Genomic DNA, 21,349 nt, shown 5'->3' with positions numbered 1-21,349 from the left:
CCAACGTTTTTATTTACAAACCGTACAGCCAACCAAAGCTGTATCTTATTCAATTTTTGTTTGTTTTAATTCGTTGATTTTTATGGTTTTTATTATTTTGCTTGTGATGCCGTTCTGTAGTTGAATCTGGGCTAGAAAATCCAAACTGTGGCAGAGATAGTTTTGGTAATTATCTGTTATGCGTTTGATCACACAATTGCTATATTGTAGTACAATTGAAAGCCTGTTTTGGATTATAGTCCACTAAAGCATCAAAGATTAAGGTTGAACGATGGAACTTAACACGATTGTTGTAGGGGTATACTTCTTATTCCTCGTGGGTATTGGTTGGATGTTTAGATCATTCACCACCAATACCAGTGACTACTTCCGTGGCGGCGGTAACATGCTGTGGTGGATGGTAGGTGCAACTGCGTTTATGACGCAGTTTAGTGCTTGGACCTTTACTGGTGCGGCTGGTAAAGCTTATACAGATGGCTTTGCCGTCGCTATCTTGTTCTTAGCCAACGCCTTTGGCTACTTCATGAACTATGTTTACTTCGCCCCTAAGTTCCGTCAATTACGCGTAGTAACCGTTATCGAAGCCATTCGTATGCGCTTTGGTAAAGCCAACGAGCAGGTATTTACCTGGACTGGCATGCCAAACAGTGTGATTAGCGCGGGTATCTGGCTAAATGGTCTCGCAATTATCGCTTCAGGAATCTTTGGTTTTGATATGACCACCACCATTATCCTTACTGGTTTAGTGGTGCTTGTGATGTCGGTAACTGGTGGTTCATGGGCGGTTATCGCATCTGACTTCCTGCAAATGCTAGTTATTATGGCGGTAACCATTACCTGTGCGGTTGCGGCTGTCATTCACGGTGGCGGTGTTGACAACATCATTGACAATTTCCCTGCTGAGTCATTCATTACTGGTAACGACCTGAACTACCTAAGCATTTTTGCGCTTTGGGGCGTGTTCATCTTCCTTAAGCAGTTCAGCATTACTAATAACATGCTTAACTCATACCGTTACTTAGCTGCAAAAGACTCTAAAAACGCTCGTAAAGCAGCATTGCTTGCTTGTGTGCTAATGACTATGGGTCCAATCATTTGGTTCATGCCAAGCTGGTTTATTGCTGGTGAAGGTGTGAATTTAGCCGCTGCATATCCTGATGCAGGTAGTAAAGCCGGTGACTTCGCTTATTTATACTTCGTAGAGAAATACATGCCTGCAGGTATGGTTGGTCTACTTATTGCGGCTATGTTCGCTGCGACCATGTCATCAATGGATTCAGGCTTAAACAAGAACTCGGGTATCTTTGTTAAGAACTTCTACGAGCCAATTCTACGCCCTCAAGCGGCAGAAAAAGAGCTGGTATTAGTGTCTAAGCTAACCTCTACCGCCTTTGGTATTGCGATTATCTTGGTTGCGCTATTTATTAACTCGCTTAAAGGTTTAAGCCTGTTTGACACCATGATGTACGTGGGTGCCTTGATTGGTTTCCCTATGACGATTCCAGCTTTCTGTGGTTTCTTTATCAAGAAAACGCCTGACTGGGCGGCATGGGGCACATTGGTTGTTGGTGGTATCGTATCGTTCGTCGTCGGCTTTATGATCACTCCAGAGATGATTCAATCTACCTTTGGTCTTGAGCATGAGTTAACAGGCCGTGAGTGGTCTGAGCTTAAAGTTGCGCTTGGTCTAACAGGTCACATGATCTTTACCGCAGGTTTCTTCTGCCTATCGACACTGTTCTATAAGCCGCTATCTGACGAGCGCCAAAAAGATGTAGATAAGTTCTTTGAAAATCTAGCGACGCCGCTGGTTGCTGAATGTGACGAGCAGAAGAAGCTAGATAACAAGCAACGTAAGATGCTAGGTACACTGATCTCAGTAGCAGGTATCTTCATTATGGCAATGTTCTTCCTGCCAAATGACTTCTACCCAAGCTTGATCTTCGTATTGTGTGGCTCGATTGTTCTGTCGGTTGGTTTACTGCTGATTAAAGCAGTAGACGACAAAGTTGAAGAGCAAGCTGATGCTGCAGCTAAGGCAAATGCGTAGACCTTAGCAAACGTAAAGATGGTCGATTAAACAGTTAACCCTGTTACCCTGCAAATAAAACGACCTGAAAAAGCCACTTGGTGACCCAAGTGGCTTTTTTATTGTTGTACGTTCCGTACTCGGTTAATGGTGGTCAGAACTATCTAGAGTTATTGAAGAATGGGTTTGATTAACCTCTAGAACGGCTTGCTTGAACGACTTGATTAGCCATCTACCGCATGGATGCGGTAGCTGAGCTTCCAGGGACGGATTTACAGCGTGCTAATCAAGGTTCGAGTGAGACGTTCACTCAACGGGCTCATTGATTGTAATAGTTGCACTCAGCTTACGGCTTTTGTAACTGAGATAGGTGATCACGCCTGCAGCGGGCTTATGTGCCAATCCTATTTTTTAGCCGCAACTTGCCGTTGCAAAAAGTCGTGGGATTTCATCCCACACCCTCATGCTTATTCGAAACTAGCTACCGCTTTCGATAGGGCATCCCTGCCCAAACGAAAGCTAGCCTGACGTCCTGTCAGGCTCACGCTATTTTCTTCAACGCATTTCGGCAATTCCAATGGGGTAAATAAGTAGCCTGCTGATTCATTTGCTCATTCTAGGCAGGTAAAAGATAAATCCTAGATCATGCTTGTGGACCTAAAACGGCTTGCTTGAACGACTTGATTAGCCATCTACCGCATGGATGCGGTAGCTGAGCTTCCTGGGATGGATTTACAGCGTGCTAATCAAGGTTCGAGTGAGGCGTGTTTGCGATGGGTGTGCAGTCTGTGAGTGCTTTGCTGATTTGCAGGCGGCAACAAAAAGAGCACTCAAAGGTGCTCTAGTCTAAGTCTAATCCAAAGCTATTGCTTCAGATCTAACTCGTAAAAGCTGACTTGGGTGTAGTCACCAGCTTCAATACCATTGTTAGTACAGCCTGTTCCCCATACAGGGTGTTTAGTGCCTTGGTTACACTGGTTGTAAGCGCCGACTTTAAAGTACATCCAGTCGTTACCATAACCTTGGTCGAGTGGGTGACCTGGATAAGGCTTGCTTAGGTCGGTTTTAAATACCTTAGTTTCAGCGGCATCGGTACCTGGATTTTTTACAAAAGTCAGGGTCATGATGTTATCTGCCACAGTCACATCGTAGCTAAATAACTCACCTAATTTAATGCCGTTGTCTGGGTTTGCATCGGCCTTGGTTAGTTCTGCCGAGCCCCAAATTGGGATTGGCACATCGTAGCGGTCATTAATGTCTTTCGGGAAGATTTCATAGTTCCAAAACAGTGAGCCATGCTCATGGTTTGGTAGTTTACGGTAGTAAATCTTTAGCGGCTCAACCTTGCTTGAACCATGGATTTGACCCACAACCACAGAGTGGGTTGGGAACTTACTGTCGTCGCCACTGGTGCTTACCCAATCAACGCTTAAGGTAGCACTCATTTGGCCGCCAACTGCGCCGTATTTGTCTTTATTTGGGTTGGCTGCCACAACAAAGTTATTACTTGGGTGCTTTGGTCCAATCTCGGTTTTTTCACCGCGTAGCATGATGCGTAGCTCAGAGCGCGCATTACTGCTGTTCTTGGTGGTTGGCGCAGTGTTCGGTGAGGTCATCACCATGGCGCCATTTTCTGGGTTGGTGTAAAACCAGAAATGGTTGGTATAAGGGTGAGTCTTGTCGTTGAGCTCATCAACTTCAATTTCCATTACTTGACCTTTGCGTGCAGGCTTGTGGTCGGCAATTGGCAGATTGATTTTCATTTTCGATAAATCAAAGTTCTGCGCAGGAGCAAGTGTGGCATCGAGCTTTTGTGTCAGCTTGGCTTTATAAGCCGCTTGTTGCTCTGCGAGTGTATCAGCACTTGTTGCCGTGCTGACTGCACAGCTTGCTAGCAGTGCTAGAGATAGCATTGAAGGTTTAAACTTGGTCATAGGGTCCTCGTAATCTTGCAGTTCTTGTGAGCCGCAGTTATGTCTCAGACAAATCTAATAAAGGCGCCAGTTTGCGAATTGATTAGCAAATTGGCGCCCTAATGGTTATTGCTTTTGCAGTAGCAGCTCGATGTCGCGCTGCTCCCAAATTTCAGCGAGGTTTTTGTTCACTGTAAATTGGCTAAAGTCGGTATCTTGTGCCAGCTTGATCCATTCAGGCTTATTGAGTGACTCTCCTGCTTTTAAGTACACGCTAGTCATACGCTCAACGCGGCGGCGCTTGTCTTTTTGGCTATATGGCCAAGGTTTTTGTGCATCGTGGTAACTTGCCATTAAGCTGATGCCTTTCTCTAAAGAACCACCTTGGTCGTTTTGATAGTTCCATAGGTCAACGTTAACCTTTTCGCCTAATTCAGCGATGCCAACTAACGGCACTAGGCTGAAGTAGTGGTAATGGTAGGCGCGAGTACGTGCTATTTCGTGTGGCTGTGAGCCGTCGGCAGCAAACTGGGTATCAACCCGCATCTTGCCTTTTTGTACCATGACTTTAGTTAAGTGTTCATTACCTAAGAAGTAGCTAATGCCAGCGATTTGATAGTCATACCAGGTGCCATGGTTGTTGGGCGCGGCAGCTTCGCCTTTAGGGCCGCCAGCGAGATCGGCTTCAAGCATCCAGTCTAGATAATCGCTATACCACTGTTTAATTTGTTTTTCGTCATTGTCAGTCCAGAGCTTTGACTGAGATAAAATTGCAATGGCATCCAGTAGACGATCGGCTAGTGTCCGGGTATCAATAATACCGCTGCGGCGGCCATCTGCCCGGCCTGGCACACCTTGGCCGTACTTAACATTCGGATTCATCTTAGTTTTTTCATTGATAAACCAGGTGCGGATAAACTCGATGCCTTGCTTGGCATAGGCTTCATCCTGACTAAAGTAATAAGCTAGTGCGATGGCACGAGTGGAACGGGTGAACTTACCAATGCGCTTGGAGTCGGTTTCATTGGTTTTCGATGCCGGGTTAGTTTTACCGTCATGGCGGATCCACGGCAAGCCATCTGCTTTAGTTTCATCTGGCCACCAGTAAGGGCTGATACTGAGGTAATCATTCTTGCTGCCACTTGGTGGTGTCATGCCTTTATTGGTTACGCTAAAAGGCGCTTGCTTCATAGCGATATCGGCTTCTTCAATAAGGCGCTGATAAGCCTGACGCATGTTGTCACTGGCTTTGTCTGATTGCAGTACCTGCCTGTTATGCTTGAGTACACCTTCGTCTAAGAATACAAAGTCGGCCGCGTAAACACCTTGGCTCAAGCTCATAGCGGCAGTTAACAACGCAAGTGGTGTAGCTTTCATTCTGATCACGATTTCGTCCCCTAATTTTAAAAATTGGGTCAGAGTAAAATGTTAAATTTTGGCGGTTTACTCTGACCCAAACTGTCAGTTCCTGCTATTTGTGTTCTATGTTGATCTTGTTGAACGACACCTCAAATATCTGGTTTTGATATTGAGTGTCTGGCTTTATTTGCGGATAGATCCCCGCTTTGAAATAAAAGGTCTCGTTAAGCCAGTCTTTGGTTAAGGTGTATTTATCACCGTCGTTTGCTTCTACTGGCACACCCCATGGCAGCTCTTTACTCGTGATGACACCATTAATGGTGGTCGATACAGTAATTGCTTGTTTGTCGGCGTGGATGTCATAGCGCCAGTTGTCGTGGGCTTTGACTGTGCCAAGGTCAACACTAAATGACTGGCAGTCACTACAGGTTTCATTATTAGGTTCAAACTTGTCATTGAAGATCACCCGAACCGGTGTGTTTTCCCCTTCCCATAACAGCTTTACCAGTGCTTGCTTGATTTCATAGCCGTGGATTTGCCCGAGAATAACTTTAGGAGCAATGCCGCTGATTTGTGGGTACTGCTCAATTTGCAACTCGCTACTTAAAGTATGGCTGTTATTAATAGCCCAGTTTTGATTGCTACTGCTGCAGCGATTACTCGTTTGGTAGTTGTATAACTCTCTTAGCTCTGAGCGCACATAGTTAGAATTAGTCGTGGTTGCCCCTTTATCACCCAGGTTGACGTAGAAGTGTGCGCGCTTGTCATTGCTGTCGACCCAAAAATAGTCGAGGCGAGTGTCGTTAGATAAGGTTTGTTTGCCTGAGCAGTCAGCAGGGATAAGCTCTGCGGCGCTATCGCCACCGCTGCCGTAAAAGTCGTCGCGACTAATTGGCAGGGTTAACTTCCATTGCTCAATATTCCAATCGCATTCTGGGCAGGTGCCAGGAGAGGGTTCTGGCCCAGGACTAGGTTCTCCACCGCTGGAACCGCCACATCCATATAAAGCAAAACCAAGAGTAAGGAATACTACTGTTGTCGTTTTTCTCATATTGTTAATCCTGCGCTTAACTTGTAAATAAATAATACAATATAGATCTTGAAAATTGCTCGGTTTTGCTTCAGATTTTGTGTGATCCAAATCATAAATACAATTTGTCGTTTTGGTTGGATTTCTCGCTATATTTATAAGCTGTTGATTTTAATGGTTTTAAAAATCCTGTTTCAGCTGTAAATAAAGTGTTATCGAAAAAAGTCAAAAAAAGTTGCGCTGTATCACAGATAAAACGAGCTAAAAATAAAACAATAACATAACACAAATAAGGGGAGCGTTTATAAGATGAAGATTAGCCTAATTGCCGGTTTAGTTGCCGTAGGTTTACTAGGCGCCTGCTCAGCACCACAGCAATATGCTGAAGTTGAGAAGGGAACTGTAGTTAACCAGGTTGCAGTTGAGTCAATTGTTAAACACGACAAAGCAGTGGTGAATGCCAGTGCAATTCCAGTTGTAGATAGTGCAGCACTTAAATCTAAGCTGACTTCACTAGCTGATGGAGAAGAGCTAATCCTTGAGCCTGGTAAATACCCGGACCTTGGTGTGTTAAAAATCAAAGCCAACAACGTTGTTATTAAAGCTAAAGAGCCAGGTAAGTCTTGGTTTACTGGTTTGGTACAGCTAGTGCTAGAAGGTGACAACATTACGCTAGATGGTGTGGTGTTCTCTGAAGGTGGCCCTGCAGAGCGTATGGGTGGTATTCGCTTTAAAGGTAACAACAATACCCTACAAAACTCGACATTCTACTTCTTTAATGACAAGTACAAGTACGAGCCAGATGCGCGTCGTGACGAGTATCCAAAGTACCTTTGGATTGCGATGTGGGGTAAGAACAACAAGATTTTAAACAACACTTTCCAGGGTAAGCATAAGCGCGGCACCTTGTTAGGTATTCAAAAAGAGAAAGGTGATGAAACTGCTGACAATCACGTGATTAAAGGCAACCTTTTCTACGACCACAAGCACAATCAGTATGAAGAGTTTTTCTACAGCGATGCTATTCGCTACAACTCAAATAGCTGGGAAGTGATCCGTGTTGGTGACTCTAAGAGTTCTATCTACCCATCTAAAACTCTAATTGAAGACAACCTGTTTTATGAGTGTGACGGTGAAACTGAGCTGGTTTCATTAAAGTCTGGTGGTAACAACATCCGTGGCAACACCATCATGAATAGTGCGTCGATGATCTCCCTGCGTCACGGTACTTACAACACAGTTGAAAACAATATCATCCTAGGTAACAGCAAGTACCGCTCTGGTGGTATCCGCTTGTACGACGAAGGCCATGTTATTCGCAATAACTACATTGAGCGTGTAATGGGTACAGGTAACGTACGTGGCGGTATTGCAATCAACACTGGTATTACCGATGTTCAAAATGGCGAGCGTTTAAGTACTGAAGTGAAGGGTAAAGGCTTAAACAAGCAAGCAACACCATACAAGGTAACCATTGAGAACAATACAGTTATCAACTCGCGTCAAAATATTCTTTATTCAGACAAGGTACATCGCGTCAGTATCTACGATAACAGCAAAGTGGGCATGATTTACGCGGGCACGGACATCAAGTTTAAGAACAACCTGTCGTACGCAAAAATCAAGAAAACCCTTGCTGTAAAAGGTAACGACGAGAAAGCCAAGCTAGTAAACCCTACTTACGAAAACGAGCTGTACTTCGGTAAAACCAAAGGCTTAGAGCTTCCTAGCCAAGGTATTAGTACGGCAGAACCAGAGCTGAAAGTAGGCGCAAATGGCCTGATTGAAGCTGTGGGATATGACGGTGGTGCTAAGAATTTGAAAGTGCTAACCATGGCCGACACTGGCGCTAGCTACACAATTCAAAAATAACTTAAAAATTAGATAATAAAGATATAGGACGTTGTATGAAACTTAATAAATTATCGCTATTTATTAGTGCTGTATTCGCTGTTTCAACCCTTACTGCTTGTGACTTTTATGATGAGCCAAACTCAGGTGGTGACAACCCTGAGCCACCAGAGCCTCCTGTAGGTGACCTTGTACCTGACTATGTTTATGACGGTGCAGCGGCAGATCTACATGCATTTATTAATGCTGCAGAAGATCAAAATGATGACGAAAAGCTAGTTATCTTGCTAGATAACAGCGTGAGTTTCGCCAATATGGGTGATCTTGTGTTAGACAACGAGCTGCCAGTTATCTTAATCGGTGGTGACGCTGATTACGATGGCCAAGAAGGTTCTGTGTTTGGTGACCCAGCCACTATCGCAGGTGGTGACACCTGTGTGGTGATTTCTAATGACAATATGCAACTACGCAATATTGTATTCAAAGATACAGTGCCTACGTGTAAAGACAGTTCAACCACAACTCTGATCAATGTGGGTACGTCGAGCTCGATGGGAAGCGATTATGACACTGTAGAGAGCAAGCCAAGTGGTGTGGTGTTATCTCAGTTGACCATTGACGGTGAAAACCTAGAGTCAAAAGGTCATGACGGTGACCATACAGATTGGATCATGGTGCGTGGTAACGGCACGCAAATTGTAAATAGTCTATTCACAAATAAGCCAAACGAGAAAGGCTCAATCATTACTGTACAAGGTACCAGCTCTTCTCATAAGGATGTTGTGATCAGCCATAACCACTTTGATAAGTATGCCGTAGGCAATACTTTTAGTGGCACCAATGAAGCGTTTGGTATCCGCATCGGTACCTCTAGCTCTTCTAAAACTGATTATGTCACTAACACGACTATTAGCGAAAACTTGTTCACTGACGTGAATGCATCTCGTCGCCTAATTTACGTTCGTACCTCTGGTAACACTATCGAGAACAATACCTTTGAAGCATCAAATGGTTTCATCTCGCTAGAGGGTGGTGTGGACAACACAGCTAGCAGCAACGTGATTATCAATGACGGCGCTGGTGATGATAGCGGTAAGTACGAAGCGGGTATTCGTATTATCTCTCAAGGTCACACTGTGACTAACAACTACATCTACAACGGAGGCCGTTCTAAGACCGGTAACGAAGTGGGTTCAATCTCAATCCTTGATGAAGAGTTAGATAGCCTAGAGAAATCACTATCTACTGTTGCTAACAACACCATCATTAGTTCTAAGCAACCTTTCATCTTCGGCAAATCAGGCAACTGTACTGCTGACTCTGAAGTAGCGTTTAAAGACAACTTAATTGCCAATGGTGTCGACGGCGTAACATCAAGCGACTACGGCATGCGTGATGACTGTGTACTAGCTGACACATCAACTTGGGAAGGTGACGTATTTGCGGTAACTACTCTAGCGAAAGAAGGCAACTATGACGTGGTAGCTGGTGAGCGTGACAACTTAGGTAACGGCAACGCAGAAGTTGCTGAGACAGCTGAAGGCAACAAGGTTTACCTAGCCACGGCCGAAGGTAACGTTGCCGGTAAAGGTGCATCAAACCTAGTTAAGTTAACTGCTGAGCAAGTAGGCCCAGACGCTGCAGAGTAATCTGCAGTTTCATATAAAGATTGAGTTGAATTTAGGATAAAACAAAATGAAAAAGTATCTTGCATTAGCAATCTTGGGCGCACTAAGTTTCAACGCTCAAGCAGATGATGATTACGTAAAACCGGGTACCAGTAACGTAGCGATTAAGTGGGAACACAAACTTTTAGATGGTCGTACTACACGCCCTAAGATTGAGTTTGGTCACCGTATGCGTAACGGTTTTAAATTTGGTTTTGAGCAAGTTTGGGAATACGATCGCTCTGAACCTGAACTGTCTCAAGGCTTCGCACCTAAGCAGTATGAGCTAACGTTCAAGACTGACTATGAGCACCGTTTTGGTGACAATAACGAACAACGTGTAGGTGCAGTTTTAGATTATCAATTAAAAGAAACGGCTAAAAACGTACGTGTTGGTGCTTACTACGGCTACAAGTTCAGCAGTGACTTTAACGTTAAAGTACGTGCGCGTTATAGCCAAAACATCGATCGCATGTCGATTAAAGACAATGTGGAAGATAGCTACTACCGTGATGACCTAAATAAAGAAATGCGCTACGACGCATGGTTCACATACTATTATGGTGATTTCCGCTTTGTTTACACGTTGATTTACTTCAACAAGTTGTCATCTGAAAAAGATAGTAACGGTAACGAGAAGCACGTGTTTGATAACAACAAACAAAGCAAGTTTGAACATGAATTTGCTGTTAACTACCGCTTCCCAAATGCGAAGAAGCACACTATCTACGGTAAGTACAAGTACAAGTCTGAGCTACTAAAAGACAGCCACAAAGCTGAAAATAACGGCGGCTACGACTGGTATGGTAAAACTGATACCGCTATCGAATTTGGTTACAAGTACAAGTTCTAAACCAAAATCGATACATAGTTACAGCTAAGCGAGGTAGGTAATCCCCTAGCTGCCGCCTCGCCAGGCTGTAAACGAGTTCTCCCTTAAGTGCCGTATCGCGAGTAGCAAGTACTCAAGCTACGGCACTTTTCGTTTCATAGGCTGCTATTACGGTATCAGCAAAGGTTTGCGACTAGTAGATTCAATTGAGACAAGCAGGGGCGAATAAGTGTGAGTCAGGAATGAGTTTTAATCTTTATATATCGCTATTATACTGACCATAAATATTATTACTTGTAAGATTCAAGTAACGCATAAGCGAACAAATACCACACACGATGGTATATAAGAATATAAAGATGAGAGTAAAAGACAGGGTTAAAGACACTGTCTGGAGATTGAGTCACTAGCCTGCTTTGGTTTCATTATAGTTAGCTGAAATTAAAGTAAAATACTTGGCTGAGTTTAATTGCTTACACAGTTGGCAAAGCCACAGTAGTTCAGGGTTTAGTCGGTTTTTATGGCTAATTTGCTAGCCAAAAGACACAAGATTATTGCACTGAAATTGCTATTCACACCCATCTGCTCCAGTAGTTTATCAATAACATCAGTATTGTCTTTTGTATTAATTAACGTGTAATACAAGATGGATAGCCAGTATATGAGCACCCAATTTACACCTATCGGCGGGTCAAAACGGAGTCTGCATGTGCAAGTTGCCTGTGAAATGGCGCGAAGCATTATTTCAGGTGACCTGCCTCAAGGCGATATTATTCCTGGTGAGATGGAGCTTTGCACCCAGTTCGGTGTTAGCCGCACAGCACTGCGTGAAGCAATTAAGTTATTAACTTCTAAAGGTTTGCTAGAGTCTAAGCCAAAGGTCGGCACCCGTGTGCGACCACAAGAGCACTGGAACTACCTAGATTCACAATTACTCGATTGGCTGATTGATATGGATAAAACTGAGTATCTGTATCACGAGTTTTTAGCACTGCGTAAAGCCATTGAGCCTGAAGCATGTGCCTGTGCCGCTCGTAATGCCTCGGTAGAGCAGCGTATGCAGCTTTCTGAACTGTTCCAAAAGATGGATAGCATCGCCAAAGGTTTTGATCAGGACGAGTGGGTTGATGTAGACCTTGAGTTCCATAAGCTGATTTTCATTTCAACAGGTAACAGCTTCTTCTTGCCATTTGCCAACGTGCTTTCAACTATGTTTAAGAGCTTCTTCCATCACGCCTCTAAGCGCGGAACAACTTGTATTGAAGAACATAGAGCAATCTATGAGGGCATTATGGCGGGGAATGCAGACAGAGCACGTCAAGCTAGCCTAGACCTGCTAACTGCAAGTGACCATGAGTTAGAAGCGATTCAATAACGCAAAGCGCTTTACTTACTATGTAGATTCAAAGGCCAGTGTCTAACGACATTGGCCTTTTTGGATTCAGCGGCTGCAAATGACACCGTCGCAATCAACCTACTGTAAATCTAATCGTGCCTGATGCCGCCATTGCTGCACCTCTAGCCCAAATCTAGCTAGGAACTTGTGGGGCACACGAGCATTTGAGCTCAGTCAGTATCGTCATCAACACTAAGTTTACTCTGACCCAATTGTTAAAAGCTAATCTGTTTAATCTAATTTTTATGGTGATTTGTATCTTTATAGATGATTGGTCTAATTGGGTTTTGCTTTAAGTTCAGTAGCTTATACATAGAGGCTTGGGTGGGTGATGGTGATACTTTGGTGTCTATATCGATTGGAAAGCCTGGATTGATGAGGTTTACTCTGACCCAAACTTTAATGGGTTGATTTTGTGGCATAAAAAATCCCCGAATTCCGTATCAGGGATATAAAAGAGTGCCACTTGCGTGGTAGGGTTTTATCGTTATTGTTATTTCCGCTAGGCTGAAGTGCCGCAGCCTGGCAGGAGCATATCTTTACTGGTTGTGGCTACTCTGGTCGTAGCCTTGGATTCTTGCTTTATTTTTTAGCGTTTAGTTAACGGCAAGAGTGCTAATTAAACGCTAAATGTGCCAATGAATGGCCAAGAATTAGCTGTTTAGCGCCGCGACAGCTTCACGTACTAGCGCACCAATCTCATCCCACTTTTGGTTGTCGATTAGGTTTGCTGGCACCATCCAAGTACCGCCACATGCAACTACGGCGTCGATGTTTAGGTAATCGTTAACATTCTTTGGTGACACGCCGCCAGTAGGCATAATCGTAACTGGGTAAACTGCGGTTAATGCTTTTAGCATGGCCACGCCGCCTGATGGCTCAGCAGGGAAGAACTTTAAGGTATCTAGCCCCATTTCCATTGCTTGCTCAACCAAAGATGGGTTGTTCACACCTGGAATGATTGGCATGCCGCGTTGCTGACAGTATTTAACCGTGTTCGGGTTAAAGCCTGGGCTCACGATGAAGTCAACGCCTGCGTCAATCGCCGCGTCTACAGTTTCTGAGTTAAGGACTGTGCCAGCACCAATTAGCATGTCAGGGTATGCTTCACGCATGTTTTTGATTGCTTGGGCTGCAGCTGGTGTTCTGAAAGTGATTTCAGCACATGGCATGCCGTTTTCAACTAGTACTTTACTGAGTGCAACTGCATCGTCGGCATTCTTGATGGCGATAACAGGGATCACTTGTAACTGCTTTAGTCTTTCGTTGAGCGTGCTCATTAAGTTTCCTTATAACTGTACTTCAAATAGTGAGTATCAAAATGGTTGGTGTACCTAGTTGCTATTTGTCGGCTTAAGCTTGTGGCATCAAGGCTTTATCTATGATTGCGCCTTTGTGCTGGATAACTATGCCAGCTAGTCTGTGACCGGTTTGCGCTGCAATGCTGGCGTCGCCGCCAAGCAGGCGTTTTGCCATGTAACCTGCGGCAAATGAGTCACCGGCTGAGGTGGTGTCGACCACTTTTTCAACTAGGGTTGCTGGAACGCTTATTTGGCTTTCTTGAGTGGCAATAATGCACTCTTGGGCACCTCGCTTAATCACAACTTCAGTGACGCCAGCTTCAAAGCTGCGGGCTAAACACTGGTCGATTTCGCTATCACCAAATAAGGCTTCTTCGTCTTCAAATGTCAGTAATCCGATGTCGGTTAGGGCTAACATTTTTAGGTAATTTTGTTGCGCTTGCGCCTTGCTGTCCCAAAGGCGTGGGCGGTAGTTGTTGTCGAATACCACTTTTCCGCCGTTGGCTTTGCACTTAGCAAGTACGTCGAATAGCACCTGCCGGCTTTGCTCGGTCAAAATCGCCAAGCTAATACCCGACAGGTAAAGCACGTCGAATTGGCTTAACTCGTTTAGCAGCTCTTGACTAGCTTGTTCTAGCCAGAATTTTGCTGCGGCTTCGTTGCGCCAGTAGTGGAAGCTACGCTCGCCGGTTTCGTCTACCTCAATGGCATATAAGCCGGGCAGGCGATCTTCCATTACTTGAACGTGCTGAGTGTCTATGCCTTCTTGTTGCCAAGTACTAAGCATTTCCTGGCTGAAAAAGTCCTGGCCTAACCCGGTAAAGTAGCTAATCGACATTGCCTCACCTTGAGTAAGACGCGATAGGTACACTGCGGTGTTAAGGGTGTCACCACCAAAATTTTGAGCCAATTCACCGTCGCGTTGCTGTAACTCGACCATGCATTCGCCAATAATCCCGACTTTTAACATAGACATAGTGCTCCTTTACCCGTTACAGAAAGTCTTGACGAGCAGGGTTGAACATATCGATTAAGATGCTGTCTTGCTCTAGTGCAACAGCGCCATGTAATACGTTCTTAGGTGCAATGTAAGCGTCGCCTACTTTTAGGATTTTCTTCACGCCATCGATTTCTGCTTCAAAGCTACCAGCAGCGACGTAACCAATTTGGTCGTGGATGTCGTGCGTATGAGGATGACCAATTGCGCCTTTGTCGAACTTAACAAATACCGCCATTAGATCAGGTGTGTAACCAATGATTTTGCGTGATAGGCCGTCACCTAGATCTTCCCAAGGCGTGTTGTCATTTTCAAAAAATGGATTCATCTTTTCTCTCCTGTGAAATGCCACATCGCGTTATTCAAATGAATAACGACTTCGACGAACTCGTAGGCACTGATTTTATTAGCACTTTGTTAGCCTTCAACTTGTCATAGTGATGACGGGTCGTTGGCTTTTATTTGCAGCTATTTCAGCCTGCTTTGCTTTATTGACCATGCTCATCATCATTGACGCACACGATCTTTATCTATTTTGTTGAACCTAGTGTACACGCAAAATACGATTATTTGTAATACAAATCTCTTCGCTCTGTGATCTGCTTCCAATTTGTTCAGTACTGAATTTATTGTTGTGCTTTTATGTTGTTGATTTGTAATTAAAACTTGATTTTGTGCAGTTTTGGCTGCTTATACGTTTGGGTCAATATGTTGTTAATGTGTGCGTAAATGTCAGTGATCCAAGTCTATAATTGGTTTTTATATGCTGTAATTTGACTCAATTTGTATTATTTTAGATGCAATTCGTAGTTTCCAGTTTGAGGTAAACATGTCGCAAGCCATAAAAGCGGTACTTTTTGAAGAGTCAGAAGTCGCGTCAATCGCGAAAGAGTTAGGCACAGACAGCCTAATGGGTAAGAGCCTAGCTAAGTTGATTGCAGATACTGACGCATTTATTGCATTAGGTATCGACGTTCCTGGCCACAGTGAGGCCGGTGGTTATGCGCACAACCGTCATAAGCAAAACTATCAGTACATTAACCAAGCAGGTCGTTTATTCTTGGTTACTGGACAAGAGAAGTACGCCAAGTACGCTGGCGACTTATTACTGGCTTATGCTGACAAATACCTGAAACTAGACTTCCATAAGCAGTTAAACACTAACCCGCCTGGTCGTTTGTTCCACCAAATTCTGAACGAGCATGTGTTCTTATTGAACATCAGCTTAGGTTATAGCTGTATTCGCCATTACCTAAGCGCTGAGCAGCAACAAACGATTGTTGATGGTCTGTTCCAGCCAATGCTAGACATGTTCACCGAAAAATATGATTTCGACTTCGACCGCATTCACAACCATGGTATTTGGGCTGTTGCCGCTGTGGCGATTTGTGGTTTAGCTATTGATAAACCTGAATACGTTGAAATGTCGATTCATGGTCTTAAAGGCGATGACATTGAAGGTGGCTTCCTAGCGCAGATCAGCAAGTTATTTGCACCATCTGGCTATTATATGGAAGGCCCTTACTACCACCGCTACGCGATTCGCCCGCTATGTTTGTTTGCCGAGGCGATTCACCGTCACCGTCCTGAGTTAGACATCTTTAACTTCAACGGTCAGGTGATTGGTAAAACCATTAAGGCAATGCTTGCTACGGCGTACCCTAACGGCGTATTCCCAGCACTAAACGATGCATCATTGACGATGGACATTTGTGACGCTGGCGTGATTGTCGCGCTTGGTTTATACGCTAAGCACTATGGCATTGACGATGACATTCTAGGCATGGCGAAAATCCAAGACACAGTTTGGGTTAACGGTTGTGGTCAAGCGCTATCAGAGGCTTATGCAAGCAATAACGCTGAGCTAAACCCATGCTGGCCAAGTGTTGAGCTAAACGAAGGTCCTAATGGCGATCGTGGCGCGCAAGCCTTTATTCGCATGCAGTCTGACAACGGCGATGTAAATCAACTAGTGATGAACTATGGTCAACACGGTATGGGCCATGGTCACTTCGACACACTAGGCATTAGCTTCTTCAACAATGGTCAAGAAGTGCTGCGTGAATACGGCTTTGGCCGTTGGGTAAACGTAGAGCCTAAGTTTGGTGGTCGCTACCTTGATGAAAACAAGTCTTACGCGCGCCAAACCATTGCTCATAACGCGGTTGCTGTTGACCAAAAATGTCAAAACAACTTCGACGTTAAGCTGGCTGACAGCCGTCATGGTGAGCCGCACTTCTTTAGTGGTGATGATGCCAATGTACAAGGGGTAAGTGCATTCTGCCGCGATTTCTATGAAGGTGTGGATCAGCAACGTAGCTTGCTACTAATCAAGCATGAAGCCTTTGCTAAGCCAATCTTGGTTGATCTGTTCCGCTTAATCAGTGACGAACAACATCAGTATGATTATGCCGTGCAATATGCAGGTCAAATTGTGCGTACTAACTTTGACTACCAAACCCACAAAGAGCTAGACACCTTAGGTGATAACTTTGGTTACCAACACCTATGGAATGTAGCGCAGGGTAAGGTTGCAAATGAGTCAAATACCTCGCTAGTAAGCTGGCTTCAGGGCAACAGCTATTACACCTGGTTAAGTGCATCTAGTAGCGATGATGAAATCATCTTTACTCGCTCGGGCGCTAACGACCCATCATTTAACTTACGTAGCGAGCCAGGCATGGTGCTACGTCGTCACGCGAAAGACACGCTATTTGCTAGCGTGCTTGAAACCCACGGCTACTTTAATGAAGCCATTGAGGCCAGTACCGAAGCTCGCGGTCAGGTAACTGCAGTGAATGCTATCGGCACTAACGAGCAAGGCTCGGTGATTGAAGTGGTAACGGCTGAAACCACCCTCACAGTAATGGTGAGCAACCAAGTTGGCGTAACTGCTGACACTGAAAACAGCGTGACATTCAACAATCAAACATTCCAATGGCAGGGTTACTTTGCCGTTGAAGCAAGAGGTTAATTCCATGAGCTATCAACCATTATTAATGAGCTTCGATGAAGCTGCCGAGCTGCGTACCCATTTAAATACCGATAGCTTACTTGGCCGCTCAATCGCGACAGAAGTGGCTGCGCTTGAAGCTTACTTGCCAATTGGTATCGAAATTCCGGGTCACGGTGAAGCGGGCGGTTATGAGCATAACCGTCACAAGCAAAACTATATTCACCTAGATTTAGCAGGTCGCTTGTACCTGATCACTGAAGATGAGCGCTACCTTGAGTACGCTAAGACTATGCTGGTTGAGTACGCGAAGGTGTACACTAGCTTTGAGCTGAACACCAGCCGTGACTCAAACCCACCGGGGCGTATCTTCCACCAAACGCTTAACGAGAACATGTGGATGCTGTACGCATCATGTGCATACTCGTGCATTCGTCACAAGCTAACTGATGACGAGATCATCCTGATTGAAAACGACTTGTTCCGCCCTATGATTGACCTGTTCGTTGACACTTACGCTCACGACTTTGACATCGTACATAACCACGGTCTTTGGGCGGTTGCTGGTGTGGGTATTTGTGGCTATGCAATTAACGATCAAGCTAGCGTTGATAAAGCACTTTACGGCCTAAAAGGTGACAGCGTATCTGGCGGCTTTATTGCTCAGCTTACTCAGCTGTTCTCGCCAGACGGTTACTACATGGAAGGTCCTTATTACCACCGTTTCTCACTGCGCCCAATCTACCTATTTGCTGAAGCCATTGAGCGTCGTCAGCCAGAGATTGGTATTTATGAGCTAAAAGATCAGGTAATTAAAACCACCACTTACGCGGTAATGTCGACGGCATTCCCTAATGGTGTGCTGCCAGCGTTAAATGACTCTTCGAAAACCATGGATATTAAAGACGAAGGCGTTCTTATCGCAACTAGCGTGTGCTTTAAGCGCTACAGCCAAGACGACAACTTAAAGTCGATGGCAGTACATCAAGATAAAGTGTGGGTTCACGGCTCCGGTGCGGCGCTTTCTGATGGTGTTGCCAATGCGGGTGAGCTAGCTGGCTTTAACTGGGGTAGCTTATACCTAACTGACGGCGCTGAAGGCGACCGCGGTGGTGTGTCTATTTTGCGTCACCGTGACGTAAACAAAGACGATACCATGGCGCTGCTATGGTTTGGTCAACATGGTAGTGATCATAAGCTGCACTCAGCGCTTGATCACGGTCACTATGACGGTCTGCACCTAAGCCTGTTCAACCACGGTCAGGAAGTGACTCACGACTATGGTTTTGGTCGCTGGGTAAACGTTGAGCCTAAGTTCGGCGGTCGTTATATTCCAGAGAACAAGAGCTACGCTAAGCAAACTGTTGCACACAACACGGTTGTGGTTGACGGTAAGAGCCAAAACAATGGCGACACTGCAACGGCAGAAGCGCGTTGGGGTGAGTCTCACTTCTTTGTGGCAGGCGAGCAAGCTCAAGGCATGAGCGCGTTTATTCGCGATTACTACCAAGGTGTTGATCAGCAGCGCTCGGTGATCATGTTCGAAATCGAAGGCATTGCTAAGCCTGTGGTGTTGGATCTATTCCGCCTAACCAGCGAGCAGCCACACAGCTACGACTATGTTATGCATTACACAGGTCAAATCATCCGCACTGACTTTGACTACCAAACTGAGTCAAAACTTAAACCGCTTGGCGAGTCTGCAGGTTATGAGCACCTGTGGAATGTAGCAAGTGGTAAGGTTGAGCAAGGTAGCCTAGTAAGCTGGTTACACGGCCAAAGCTACTACTCTATGGTCAGCAGTGCCCAAGGTGGCGAGGTGATTTTTGCTCGCACTGGTGCTAATGACCCAGACTTTAACCTACGCAGTGAGCCAGTGATCATGTTGCGCCAGCATGGTACTAACCACTTGTTTGCTAACTTGTACGAAACTCACGGTTACTTCAACGAAGCGATTGAAGCCAGTACTGATGCTCGCGGTCAAGTGGCAAGCGTAACTGTGCTTGCTCACACAGACGATGCATCTGCAGTTGCGCTTGAGCTAACTAGCGGTAAAGTTGTGCGTGTATTTGTGTCAAACAAGGTTGGCGTTAATGCCGACACTGAATCTAGCTTAGTGGTTGACGGCGAATGTGTTAGCTTCAAAGGCGAGTTCTTTATCGAGCAGTAATGTAAGCCCTGCGAGAGCAGCACAACCCTTGATCAGGCTTGCCTATTGCAAGTCTAATCAAAGGTAAAACATCGTTAAGTTAAGCCTGAGTTATGCTCAGGCTTTTTGCGTAGTTACACTGTGCTCAGAAGAATTTTAAACTGCGAAATTCATGGGAGTTTGCGGTAAATTTTAGCAGTGGCAATTTAGACCAAATGGAAGCGGAAAATGCAGCAGTTTTTGCAATTTAACAGCCCTTACGTGCGTAACAATATCAGCCTGGCCTGGCCGTTAGCTTTGAATGCATTATTAATGCAGTCGATGCTGATGATCGACACCTTGCTGGTGTCGCCATTAGGTGAAGTACCGTTAGCCGCCATGGGTATTGCAACCACCATTATCGCTTTCATTTTGGGCATTCAAATGGCGTTGGCAAATGGTTCGCAGTTGGTAATGAGCCGCGCGGTTGGATCAAACAGCCAACAAGCGATTGCTAAGTCATTTTGGGCCGGCATGACCATCAATATGGCCGTAGCTGTGTTGTTCTGGTTATTACTGCTGATGTTTGAGCAGCCATTGGTTGCCATGATCACCGACAATGCTCAATTGCAGCTAGAGGTGCTGAGCTATTTGGTTTACGCCAAGCATGTGGTGGTGGTGAACGCGGTGACTCAAGTTTGTATTGCACTGTTTAATAGCTTGGGCAAAACCAAGGTAGCGTTTAAAGGATACTTACTTGAACTGCCTATCAATGCGCTACTGTCTTATGGCTTTATTTACGGCGTAAGTTTAGCTGGCTCGCAAATCATTCCTGAGCTTGGCGTGGTTGGCGCTGCAGTGGGCAGTCTTGCCGCCATTGTGGTGCGCTTTATCTTCTTGGTCTGGTATGCCCGCAGTCTTGAGCGAGAGTTGTTGCAACTGGCTGTTTCGGCTGCCGATGCGCTTGAAAATACCCGTAAGCACTTTATCGAAATCTTCCCTGTGGCGGTAAACGTCACCATGTTGGCGATTGGTATTAGTGTTTACCAATTGCTGTACTCACAGCTATCAATCAATGCTTATGTAGCGATTACTCTAGTATTGCCATGGTTACGGGCTGGCTCGCAGTTTGTGACCTCTTGGGCGCATTCATCGGCAATTTCTATCAGTCAGGCGATTGGCTCGCGTAAGCTAAGTGAAATTGAAACTAACGTGAATGTAAGTATTCGCTTAGCAGTGGTGATCTCTATCTTAACCATGCTGCTTTACTGGCTACTGAGTATTTGGATAAGTGATGTTTACCCTGAGATGACCGAAGAAACTTATCAGGCGTTAGCTATCATTGCACCGCTTTATATTCTGCTGCCGCTGATCCGCGGCTATAACACGGTTCATGGTCATATCCTGCGTGCTATGGGTAAAACCACAGCAGTGTTTAAAATCAACTTCACCGGCCAATGGGTGGTATCAATTCCACTTTGTGCGCTACTGATTTTGTATTTTGATGCCTCAATATTCTGGGCGTTTGCCATCCAGCCATTTGAAGAGATCATCAAAGCACTACCATTTAGGCAACTTGCAAGAAAAACCGTTGCCGAATTCAGTGAGCAAGATGCCCAGAAGTTGAGTTATTAAGCACTTTCTACCAGAAAGCCCATTACCTGAGACACGTCTCACTCGAACCTTGTTTAGCAAGCCATTTTGGGAGTAAAAGTCAATTGAGCATTCACTCAAGATAGTTTTCACGATCATAGAATCGAAGAGATGAAATTATTAGTGTAAGCGCGGCTGTGACCGTCCATGACATGGACGTCATGGCCGAGCTTTCAGGGACGAACTTGCAGCGTGTCACAGAAGTGATTGCACATAAGCCCCCTGCAGGCGTGACCACCT

At 45.1% G+C, this 21,349-nt stretch carries 14 protein-coding genes; 8 read left to right on the top strand and 6 right to left on the bottom strand.

Translation table 11 applies throughout. The features are described from left to right. Positions 1-271 precede the first annotated feature (271 nt). Positions 272-2,050 (top strand): sodium:solute symporter family protein, encoded by a 1,779-nt coding sequence (locus EXU30_RS10015; RefSeq protein ID WP_130599667.1) that lies wholly within the window; start codon positions 272-274, stop codon positions 2,048-2,050. A gap of 842 nt (positions 2,051-2,892) precedes the next feature. Here the strand turns inward: EXU30_RS10015 and EXU30_RS10010 are convergent. The 3 genes from EXU30_RS10010 to EXU30_RS10000 all read right to left on the bottom strand — a co-directional run bounded on the left by EXU30_RS10010 (position 2,893) and on the right by EXU30_RS10000 (position 6,352). Continuing rightward, the gene (locus EXU30_RS10010) at positions 2,893-3,963 is read right to left on the bottom strand and encodes a polysaccharide lyase family 7 protein (RefSeq protein WP_130599665.1); all 1,071 of its coding nucleotides are present in this window, start codon (positions 3,961-3,963) and stop codon (positions 2,893-2,895) included. 105 nt (positions 3,964-4,068) lie between these two features. Then, on the bottom strand, positions 4,069-5,319 hold the full coding sequence (locus EXU30_RS10005; RefSeq protein ID WP_130603401.1) for an alginate lyase family protein: 1,251 nt from the start codon (positions 5,317-5,319) through the stop codon (positions 4,069-4,071). Positions 5,320-5,413: 94 nt separating this feature from the next. Next, a complete protein-coding gene (locus tag EXU30_RS10000) occupies positions 5,414-6,352 on the bottom strand; it encodes a polysaccharide lyase family 7 protein (protein ID WP_130599663.1) in 939 nt (312 codons plus the stop codon). Positions 6,353-6,640: 288 nt separating this feature from the next. On the opposite strand from EXU30_RS10000, the gene EXU30_RS09995 reads away from it, so the two are divergent. From EXU30_RS09995 to EXU30_RS09980, 4 genes are all read left to right on the top strand, one after another. Next, positions 6,641-8,203: a polysaccharide lyase 6 family protein gene (locus EXU30_RS09995; RefSeq protein WP_130599661.1), complete on the top strand. Its 1,563-nt coding sequence runs from the start codon at positions 6,641-6,643 to the stop codon at positions 8,201-8,203. A 35-nt stretch (positions 8,204-8,238) separates the two neighbouring features. Next, positions 8,239-9,831 (top strand): chondroitinase-B domain-containing protein, encoded by a 1,593-nt coding sequence (locus tag EXU30_RS09990; RefSeq protein WP_130599659.1) that lies wholly within the window; start codon positions 8,239-8,241, stop codon positions 9,829-9,831. 46 nt (positions 9,832-9,877) lie between these two features. Continuing rightward, complete coding sequence (locus tag EXU30_RS09985; protein WP_130599657.1) at positions 9,878-10,702, top strand: hypothetical protein; 825 nt, start codon at positions 9,878-9,880, stop codon at positions 10,700-10,702. 640 nt (positions 10,703-11,342) lie between these two features. After that, positions 11,343-12,056, top strand: a complete 714-nt coding sequence (locus EXU30_RS09980) for a FadR/GntR family transcriptional regulator (protein WP_130599655.1) — start codon at positions 11,343-11,345, stop codon at positions 12,054-12,056. A 674-nt stretch (positions 12,057-12,730) separates the two neighbouring features. Here the strand turns inward: EXU30_RS09980 and EXU30_RS09975 are convergent. The 3 genes from EXU30_RS09975 to EXU30_RS09965 all read right to left on the bottom strand — a co-directional run bounded on the left by EXU30_RS09975 (position 12,731) and on the right by EXU30_RS09965 (position 14,703). Then, positions 12,731-13,357: a bifunctional 4-hydroxy-2-oxoglutarate aldolase/2-dehydro-3-deoxy-phosphogluconate aldolase gene (locus EXU30_RS09975; RefSeq protein WP_130599653.1), complete on the bottom strand. Its 627-nt coding sequence runs from the start codon at positions 13,355-13,357 to the stop codon at positions 12,731-12,733. Between the two features lie 73 nt (positions 13,358-13,430). Continuing rightward, a complete protein-coding gene (kdgK, locus tag EXU30_RS09970; protein ID WP_130599651.1) occupies positions 13,431-14,354 on the bottom strand; it encodes a 2-dehydro-3-deoxygluconokinase in 924 nt (307 codons plus the stop codon). Between the two features lie 16 nt (positions 14,355-14,370). Then, on the bottom strand, positions 14,371-14,703 hold the full coding sequence (locus EXU30_RS09965) for a cupin domain-containing protein (protein WP_130599649.1): 333 nt from the start codon (positions 14,701-14,703) through the stop codon (positions 14,371-14,373). A gap of 501 nt (positions 14,704-15,204) precedes the next feature. On the opposite strand from EXU30_RS09965, the gene EXU30_RS09960 reads away from it, so the two are divergent. From EXU30_RS09960 to EXU30_RS09950, 3 genes are all read left to right on the top strand, one after another. Then, the gene (locus EXU30_RS09960) at positions 15,205-17,349 is read left to right on the top strand and encodes a heparinase II/III domain-containing protein (RefSeq protein WP_130599647.1); all 2,145 of its coding nucleotides are present in this window, start codon (positions 15,205-15,207) and stop codon (positions 17,347-17,349) included. A 4-nt stretch (positions 17,350-17,353) separates the two neighbouring features. Beyond that, positions 17,354-19,498 (top strand): heparinase II/III domain-containing protein, encoded by a 2,145-nt coding sequence (locus EXU30_RS09955; RefSeq protein ID WP_130599645.1) that lies wholly within the window; start codon positions 17,354-17,356, stop codon positions 19,496-19,498. Positions 19,499-19,705: 207 nt separating this feature from the next. Next, positions 19,706-21,091 (top strand): MATE family efflux transporter, encoded by a 1,386-nt coding sequence (locus EXU30_RS09950; RefSeq protein WP_130599643.1) that lies wholly within the window; start codon positions 19,706-19,708, stop codon positions 21,089-21,091. Positions 21,092-21,349 lie beyond the last annotated feature (258 nt).

This window comes from Shewanella maritima (assembly GCF_004295345.1).
GTDB classification, from domain to species: domain Bacteria; phylum Pseudomonadota; class Gammaproteobacteria; order Enterobacterales; family Shewanellaceae; genus Shewanella; species Shewanella maritima.
This window is presented reverse-complemented; position numbering and strand designations above follow the sequence as displayed.